A 7,723-nucleotide genomic window follows, 5' to 3' on the forward strand; every position below is an offset into this window, starting at 1 on the left:
GAGGCCGACATGACCCAGACCCATATGCACCGAGAAGTGCAGGAGATTCCCGACGCCGTAGACCGGCTGCTGTCGCAGGGCGCCGGACCGATGCGCGCCGCCGGGGACGCGCTGCGCGACCTCGACCCGCGGGTCTTCGTGACCGTCGCGCGCGGCTCCTCGGACCACGCAGCGACCTGCTTCAAGTATTGCGCAGAGCTTCTGGCGGGCGTGCCGGTCGCGTCGGTCGGCCCCTCGGTCGCCTCGATCTACGGCGCGCGGCTGCGGCTGAACGGCGCCGCCTGCCTTGCCATCTCGCAATCCGGCAAGAGCCCGGACATCGTCGCGATGGCCCGCATGGCCGCCGAAGGCGGGGCCGAGACCTTTGCCGTCACGAATTACCCCGACAGCGATCTTGCGCATGCCTGCGGTCACACGCTCGCCCTCCACGCCGGGGAGGAGCGGAGCGTGGCGGCGACCAAGACCTTCGTGACCTCGGTCGTCGCAGGCGTCTGGCTGCTGGCGGAATGGCGCCGCGACGCGGCGCTGCTGACCGCGCTGCGCAACCTGCCCGAGGTGCTGCGCACCGCCGTGGCACAGGACTGGGGCGCCCTGGCCGACGGGCTGGAGGGGCGCTCCTCGCTCTACTGCCTGGGGCGCGGTCCGGCCTACGCGATGGCAGGCGAAGCGGCGCTGAAGTTCAAGGAGACCTGCCAGCTCCATGCCGAGAGCTATTCCTCGGCCGAAGTGCTGCACGGGCCCGTCTCGATCGTCGAGCCGGGCTTTCCCGTCATCGCCCTGGCCGCGGCCGACGCCGCCGAGCCGGCGCTGGTCGAGGTCGCCGACGGCATGGCCGGGAAGGGCGCCTCGGTCTTCGTCACCTCCGACCGCGCCACGCGCGCCACGGCGCTGCCGGTCGCGCGTACGGGCCACCCGCTGCTCGACCCCGTGTCACTGATCGCAACCTTCTACGCGACCGTCGAACGGGTCGCGCGGGCGCGCGGCGTCGACCCCGACGCGCCGCGCCACCTGCGCAAGGTGACGGAGACGGTCTGACGGCGAACCGTCGCATGTCTGTGACCTGACGTTGATTTGACTGGCTCTCGCGTCACCTTCAACCGAGGGTAGAACGGACTCTCGTCCGTCGCGACACAGACCGGAGACTGCACATGCGCAACCTCGCCAAGCCCCTTCCCCTTCCGCCGCGTGACGCGCTGCGCCTCTTCGAGCGGACCCGTGCGCGCAGCGCGGCGATCGTCGCGCCGCTCGCGCCGGAGGATACGATGCTGCAGTCGATGGAGGATGCGAGCCCGCCAAAATGGCATCTCGCCCATACGACCTGGTTCTTCGAGGAGTTCATCCTGAAGCCGCGCGATCCGGACTACGCTTCGCCCGACGATCGCTTCGCCTTCCTCTTCAACAGCTACTACACCCAGGCCGGCCCGCGCCATGCGCGCGACAAGCGGGGCATGGTCTCCCGCCCCGGCGGTGAGGCGGTGCGCGCCTATCGCGCCCATGTCGAGGACGCGCTGGCCGACCTGCTGAACGCGGGCCGCGACGACGCCGACGACATCGCCGCGCTGGTGGAACTGGGCTGCCATCACGAGATGCAGCATCAGGAGCTTCTGGTGACCGACCTGCTGCACGGCCTCAGCTTCAACCCGCTGCTGCCGGTCTATGCCGACCCGAAGCCGCTGCCGGTGCCCGGAGAGACGCCGCTGGCCTTCACCCGCCACGAGGGCGGGCTGGTCGAGATCGGCCATGAGGGGCCCGGTTTCTCCTACGATTGCGAGGGCCCGCGCCACCGCACCTGGCTCGACCCCTACGAGATCGCCGACCGCCCGGTGACGAACCGCGACTGGATCGCCTTCATGGAGGATGGCGGCTATGCCGACCCGCGCCACTGGCTGATGGAGGGCCACGCCGTCTGCCAGCGGGAGGGCTGGGACGCGCCGCTCTACTGGTGGCGGCAGGACGACCAGTGGTGGACCTACACGCTGCGCGGGCCGCAGCCCGTGGCACTCGACGCGCCGGTCTGCCATGCCAGCTACTACGAAGCCGACGCCTTCGCCCGCTGGTCCGGGGCACGTCTGCCGACCGAGGCCGAGCACGAGGTGGCGTTCCGCGACGTCGAACTGGCCGGCAACTTCCTCGATGATGGCGACCGGCTGGGCCTGATGCGCCCGAAGCCCGGGGCCGGCATCTGGGGCGACGTCTGGGAATGGACCGCCTCGCCCTTCACCGCCTATCCCGGCTTCCGCACGCCCGAGGGCGCGCTGGGCGAATACAACGGCAAGTTCATGGTCAACCAGATGGTGCTGCGCGGCGGCTCCTGCGCGACGCCGTCCGAGCAGATGCGCCCGACATACCGGACCTTCTTCTACCCGCATCAGCGCTGGCAGATGATGGGCCTGCGGCTGGCGAGGGACGTGGCATGAGGGACCTCGCGGACCTGTCGCCGCTGGTCGCCGATGCGCTGGAGGGGCTGCGCGGCCGGCCGAAGACGCTGTCGCCGAAATGGCTCTACGACCGGCGCGGCAGCGAGCTGTTCGAGCGGATCACCGGGTTGCCGGAATACTACCTGACCCGCACCGAGACCGCGCTGCTGCGGGCCCACGCGGCGGAGTTCGCGGCGCTCGTCCCGCACGGCGGCGCGCTGGTCGAGATGGGATCGGGCGCGTCGGTGAAGACGCGGATCCTGCTCGACGCGGGCCGGCATTTCGGGGCCTATGTGCCCATCGACATCTCGGCCGACTTCCTCGCCGCCACGGCGCGCGACCTGCGCGCGCGCTATCCCGGCCTCGCCGTCCATCCGGTGGCGGGGGACTTCACCGGGCCGGTCGACCTGCCCGAGGCCGTAAGCGCCCTGCCGAAAGTGGGGTTCTTCCCCGGCTCGACCATCGGCAACCTGCCACGGGCGGAGGCCGTCGCGCTGCTCGCCCGGGCACGGGGCTGGGACGGGGCGGAGGCCTTCCTGCTGGGCGCCGATCTCATCAAGGAGGCGGAAACGCTGGTCGCCGCCTATGACGACGCGCAGGGCGTGACGGCGGAGTTCATCGGCAACGTCCTTGTTCGGCTGAACGGTGAGGGGGCGGATTTCGACCTCGACGCCTTCGCCTACGAAGCGCGCTGGGACGCCGCCCGGGCGCGGATCGACATGGCGCTGGTCTCGACCCGCGACCAGGTCGCGCATCTCGCCGGCGAGGCAATCGGCTTCGCGGCAGGCGAGCGCATCCATGTCAGCGCGTCGCGCAAGTTCGACCGCGCGCGGCTGGAGGCGCTGGCCTCCGATGCCGGCTGGCGGGTCGGCGAGGTTGTCACCGACGCGCAGGCGCGCTTCGCCCTGGCGGTGCTGCGGCCGTGAGCGGGGAGGGGGCTCTGCCCCCGCCGGCCTGACGGCCGGCCCCCCGGAGTATTTTCGGCCACAGGAAGGAGGCAGGCGTTAACCTTGACGAAAGGTGAACGGCCGTCAGGCCGCCCGCGCCTCGCGCCAGCGGGTCGAGCGGGTCTCCAGCAGGCGGACGACGCCGTATTCGAAGGCCAGCATCACCGCGATGAAGGTCACCGAATAGGCCAGAACGTGGTCGATCTCGAAGAGCTGGAAGAAGAGGTGGATGCGGAAGCCGACCCCGTCGGAGCGGCCGAGGAACTCGACCACCAGGACGATCTTCCAGATGATCGCGATGCCGTTGCGGATCGCCGTCGAGAAGAACGGCCAGAGCTGCGGCAGCACGACGTGGCGAATGCGGGCGATGTGCGACATCCGGTAGACCTTCGCCATCTCGGAGGCGCCGGGGTCGAGGCTTCGGATGCCCTCGCGCAGGATGACGGCCACCATCGCCGTCTTGTTGACCGCCACGGCTGTGATCGCCGCCGTCTCGTTCAGCCCGATCCAGAGATAGCAGAGCACGATCACCACGAGCGCCGGCACGTTGAGCGCCACCGTCACCCAGGGCCCCGCCCAGCGGTCGAAGCGCGGCGAGAGGCCGAGCGCCACGCCCAGAGCGGTGCCGAACGCCATCGCCGCCGCGAAGGCCAGCGCCACCCGGCGGAGCGTCGCCCCGACATGGCGGCCGAGCTCGCCCGAGGCGGCCTCTTCCAGGATGACCTGCCAGACGGCCAGCGGGCCGGGCAGGATCGTCGGGTCCGCCGTCAGCCGCGCGGCCACGACCCAGACGGCCAGCAGCGCGCCGAGCGATATGGCCACCGTGACAGGGCCTGGCGGGTCCGGGGTCTCGATCTTCATGGGCCGAGGGTGGCCCACCGGATGCGCCCGTGCAATCCGCCACCAAGGTCGCATGGGTCGGGCGCTGCCGCCTGACTATCGTCGCCGCGATGCGAGGCCTTGCTTCATATGCGACCCGGCTCGCCGTCGCCGCGCTGCTGTGGCTGACGGCATGCCTGCCCGTGCGGGCGGAGCCGCTGCCGCGCGAGGCCATCGCCCCCCTGATCGTCGCGCCGATGGAGCTGGGCGAGGCGGTCAACGACAAGGGCGTCTACGAGCTTCTGAACTCGGGCGGGGGGCTCGCCGGCTACGTCTTCGAGACCGAGCCGATGGCGCCGCTGCCGGGCTTCTCCGGCGCGCCGGTCAACATGCTGGTGACGCTCGATACCGAGGGGCGGTTCCTCGACGTCCAGCTTCTGTCGCATAACGAGCCGATCTTCGTCTCCGGCCTGCCCGAGAAGCTGTTCTACGACTTCTTCGAGCAATATCAGGGGCATTCCATTTCGGACAGCCTCGTCGTCGGCTCGCCCTACGGCACGGGCTCCGACGGCAGCGCGCTGGTCTATCTCGACGGGGTGACCAAGGCCACGGCGAGCGTGCGCATCGCGCATGAGAGCCTGCTGGCCGCGGCCCTCCAGGTCGCGCGCGAGAAGATGGGCGGCGTCTCGGCCGGGCCGCCCTCCTACCCCGATCCGGCCGTCGACGAGGACCTGACCTGGGACGATCTGGTCGAGCAGGGCCTCGTCACCCGGCACGTCGTCACGAATGGCGAGATCGACGCGCAGTTCGCCGGCACCGTCTGGGCCGACGACGACCCGGAGGCGAGCACCGATCCGGAGGGCATCTATCTCGACCTCTGGCTCGTCGATCTAGGCCCCCGGTCCATCGCCCGCGCGGTGCTGAGCGAGGCGGGGCTGGCGACCCTCGACGCCTTCATGGCGATCTCGGACACCGACGAGCCGCTGCTTGTGGTCGAGACGGCGCGACACGGGCTCGTCTCCGAGGAGTTCGTGCGCAACACCTCGCCCGACTGGGTCGCCGCCGAGCAGGGCGGCTTTCCGATCGCCCTGCGCGATGCCGACCTCCTGATCGAGCTTCACGAGGACGTGCCGTGGCAGTTGCAGGAGGCCGTCGACTTCGGCGCCGGTCTGATCCTGCGCACCGACCGGCGGCTGGGTTTCGACCCCGCCGCGCCCTGGCTGCTGAAGGTCGAGGCGGTGCGCGAGCACGGGATGTTCCAGCCCGAGATCGGCGCCGTCACCATCGAGATCCCGCATCAGACCGACGCCCGCTTCTTCGCCCGTCCCGAGGCCTATGTCCCCTCGCCCCCCTGGCTCGACGCACTGCGGGCGCGCGGCGTCGACATCGCGCTGCTGGCGGTGCTGCTGGCGGGGCTGGCGCTGGCGCTCGGACCGGGGATGACCCGGCTGGCGGGGCACCGGCACTTCACCGCGATCCGGCTGGGCGTGCTGGCCGTCGTGACCGGCTTCGTCGGCTGGTGGGGGCAGGGGCAGCTGTCGATCGTGACGCCGCTCGCCGCGCTGCGGGCGGCGCTGGAGGGGGGCAGCTACGCCTTCCTGCTCTACGATCCGTTCTCGCTCCTGATCTGGGTCGTGGTGATCGCGGGCCTCGTCGCCTGGGGCCGGGGCCTCTTCTGCGGCTGGCTCTGCCCCTTCGGCGCGATGCAGGAATTCGCGGCCCATCTGGGCCGTCTGCTGCGCCTGCCGCAGGTCGAGCCCTCGGCGGCCTGGGACGCGCGGCTGAAATACCTGAAATACGTCGTTCTCGTGGGGCTGGTGGGGCTTGCCGTCGCGGCGCCCGGCGCGCTCGACGCCGCCGTCGAGGTGGAGCCGTTCAAGACCGCGGTCACGACCTTCTTCCTTCGTGAATGGTACTACGTCGCCTACTCAGGGGGGCTGCTGCTTCTGTCGATGGTCCTGTTCAAGGGTTTCTGCCGCTATTTCTGCCCGCTGGGCGCGCTGATGGCGCTGGGCGGCGTCGTCCGGGGACGCGACTGGATCGCCCGGCGGGAGGCCTGCGGGTCGCCCTGCCAGCTCTGCCGGGTGAAGTGCCGCTACGGGGCCATAAAGAAGTCGGGCGCAATCGACTATTCGGAGTGCTTCCAGTGCCTCGACTGCGTGACGATCCACGACGACCCGAAGCAATGCGTGCCGCTGATCCTCGCTGGGCGGGGACGCCGCAGCGCCATGGCGGCGAAATGAGGCGGCGGCGGTTTCTGACGCTGGCGGCGGGGCTCATGGCCTTCCCGGCCTTCGCAGGCGCGCCCACGCGCTGGTCCGGCATTGCGCTGGGGGCGGAGGCCACGCTGGTCCTGTCGGCGCCCGAGGCGGTCGCGCGCCCCGCGCTGGCCGCAGCCCTGGCCGAGATCAGGGAGATGGAGCGGCTCTTCAGCCTCCACGACCCCGCCTCTCTCCTGTCGCGGCTGAACGCGGAGGGGCGTCTCGACGAGGCGCCGACCCCGTTCCGCGACCTGCTGGCGCGGGTGGACGCGCTGCATCGCCTGACCGGGGGCCTGTTCGATCCGACGGTCCAGCCGGTCTGGGAGGCCCTCGCCCGGGGCGAGACCGCGCCCGGCATCACGCAGGTCGGCTGGTCCCGCGTCCGCCTCGACGGCGGCTCCGTCCGGCTCGGCGCCCGGCAGAAGCTGACGCTGAACGGGATCGCGCAGGGCTACGCGACCGACCGGGTCGTCGCGGTGCTGCGCGCCCATGGCCTGTCGGACGCCTTCGTCGACATCGGCGAGCAGGCGGCGCTGGGCGCGCCGCGTCGTCTCGGCGTCGAGGACCCGGCGCAGGGGTTGGTCGGCACGATCACGCTGCGCGACGGCGCGGTCGCGACCTCCAGCCCGGCGGCGACCCCGCTCGGGCGCACGGGACACATCCTCCACCCCGCACGCCCCGGGGCGGCGCCCTTCTGGGCCACGGTCACCGTCGAGGCGGAGGACGCGACCCTGGCCGACGGGCTGTCCACGGCGCTCTGCCACGCGGACCTGGCCCTGGCCCGCCGCCTGCGGTCGGCCCCGGGCCTGCGGCAGATCCTGCTCGTCTCGGCGGAGGGCGACCTCCGGACGCTCTGATGCGCGGTGGCGTAACGGAGCGGCCCCCGGATCGCTCCGAGGGCCGCATCGTCGTTCGAGGGTATACTACTTCTTCTTCGAGCCGCCGTCGCTCTTGGCGGGCTTCTTCTTCGTGTCGGCCATGATGGCCTCCCTGCGTGACCGAGGGGGGACGCGGAGGTGGGTCACGGGTTCACGGCTCCGTGGGAAGAAGGATACGCCGCCCGTCACGGCCGGAGAAATCACGACAGGGGGCGAAATATTTCAGTGACCGCAGTAGGGGTTGGATCGGAAATAGTCCGCTCATCGGTCGGCGATGCGCCTCACCCGGCTGCCTTGACGGCTCTGGTTGTCATGACCTTGCAGAGGTGTCTGCGGTAGTCTTGGGATCCGTGGAGGTCGGAGATCATGTCGTGGGTTGGGGGGGTGAGGGTTTTGAGGGC

Annotated in this window: 6 protein-coding genes; 5 read left to right on the forward strand and 1 reads right to left on the reverse strand. The window is 71.0% G+C overall.

The window, feature by feature from the left end; all coding sequences use genetic code 11:
- Window positions 1-9 precede the first annotated feature (9 nt).
- From DR046_RS07025 to egtD, 3 genes are all read left to right on the forward strand, one after another.
- A complete protein-coding gene (locus tag DR046_RS07025) occupies window positions 10-1,035 on the forward strand; it encodes an SIS domain-containing protein (RefSeq protein WP_115381331.1) in 1,026 nt (341 codons plus the stop codon).
- A gap of 113 nt (window positions 1,036-1,148) precedes the next feature.
- The gene (gene egtB / locus DR046_RS07030; protein ID WP_115381333.1) at window positions 1,149-2,417 is read left to right on the forward strand and encodes an ergothioneine biosynthesis protein EgtB; all 1,269 of its coding nucleotides are present in this window, start codon (window positions 1,149-1,151) and stop codon (window positions 2,415-2,417) included.
- A complete protein-coding gene (egtD, locus tag DR046_RS07035) occupies window positions 2,414-3,343 on the forward strand; it encodes an L-histidine N(alpha)-methyltransferase (protein WP_115381335.1) in 930 nt (309 codons plus the stop codon). Before egtB ends, egtD begins: the two co-directional genes overlap by 4 nt.
- Before the next feature lie 105 nt (window positions 3,344-3,448).
- On the opposite strand, the gene DR046_RS07040 is transcribed toward egtD, so the two are convergent.
- Window positions 3,449-4,225, reverse strand: a complete 777-nt coding sequence (locus DR046_RS07040; protein ID WP_115381337.1) for an ABC transporter permease — start codon at window positions 4,223-4,225, stop codon at window positions 3,449-3,451.
- An 89-nt stretch (window positions 4,226-4,314) separates the two neighbouring features.
- Between DR046_RS07040 and DR046_RS07045 the strand changes: the two genes are divergently transcribed.
- Window positions 4,315-6,426, forward strand: a complete 2,112-nt coding sequence (locus DR046_RS07045; protein ID WP_115381383.1) for a 4Fe-4S binding protein — start codon at window positions 4,315-4,317, stop codon at window positions 6,424-6,426.
- Window positions 6,423-7,301 (forward strand): FAD:protein FMN transferase, encoded by an 879-nt coding sequence (locus tag DR046_RS07050; RefSeq protein ID WP_115381339.1) that lies wholly within the window; start codon window positions 6,423-6,425, stop codon window positions 7,299-7,301. Before DR046_RS07045 ends, DR046_RS07050 begins: the two co-directional genes overlap by 4 nt.
- Window positions 7,302-7,723: the final 422 nt, after the last annotated feature.

This window comes from Jannaschia formosa (assembly GCF_003340555.1).
In the GTDB taxonomy this organism is placed as follows: Bacteria; Pseudomonadota; Alphaproteobacteria; order Rhodobacterales; family Rhodobacteraceae; genus Jannaschia; species Jannaschia formosa.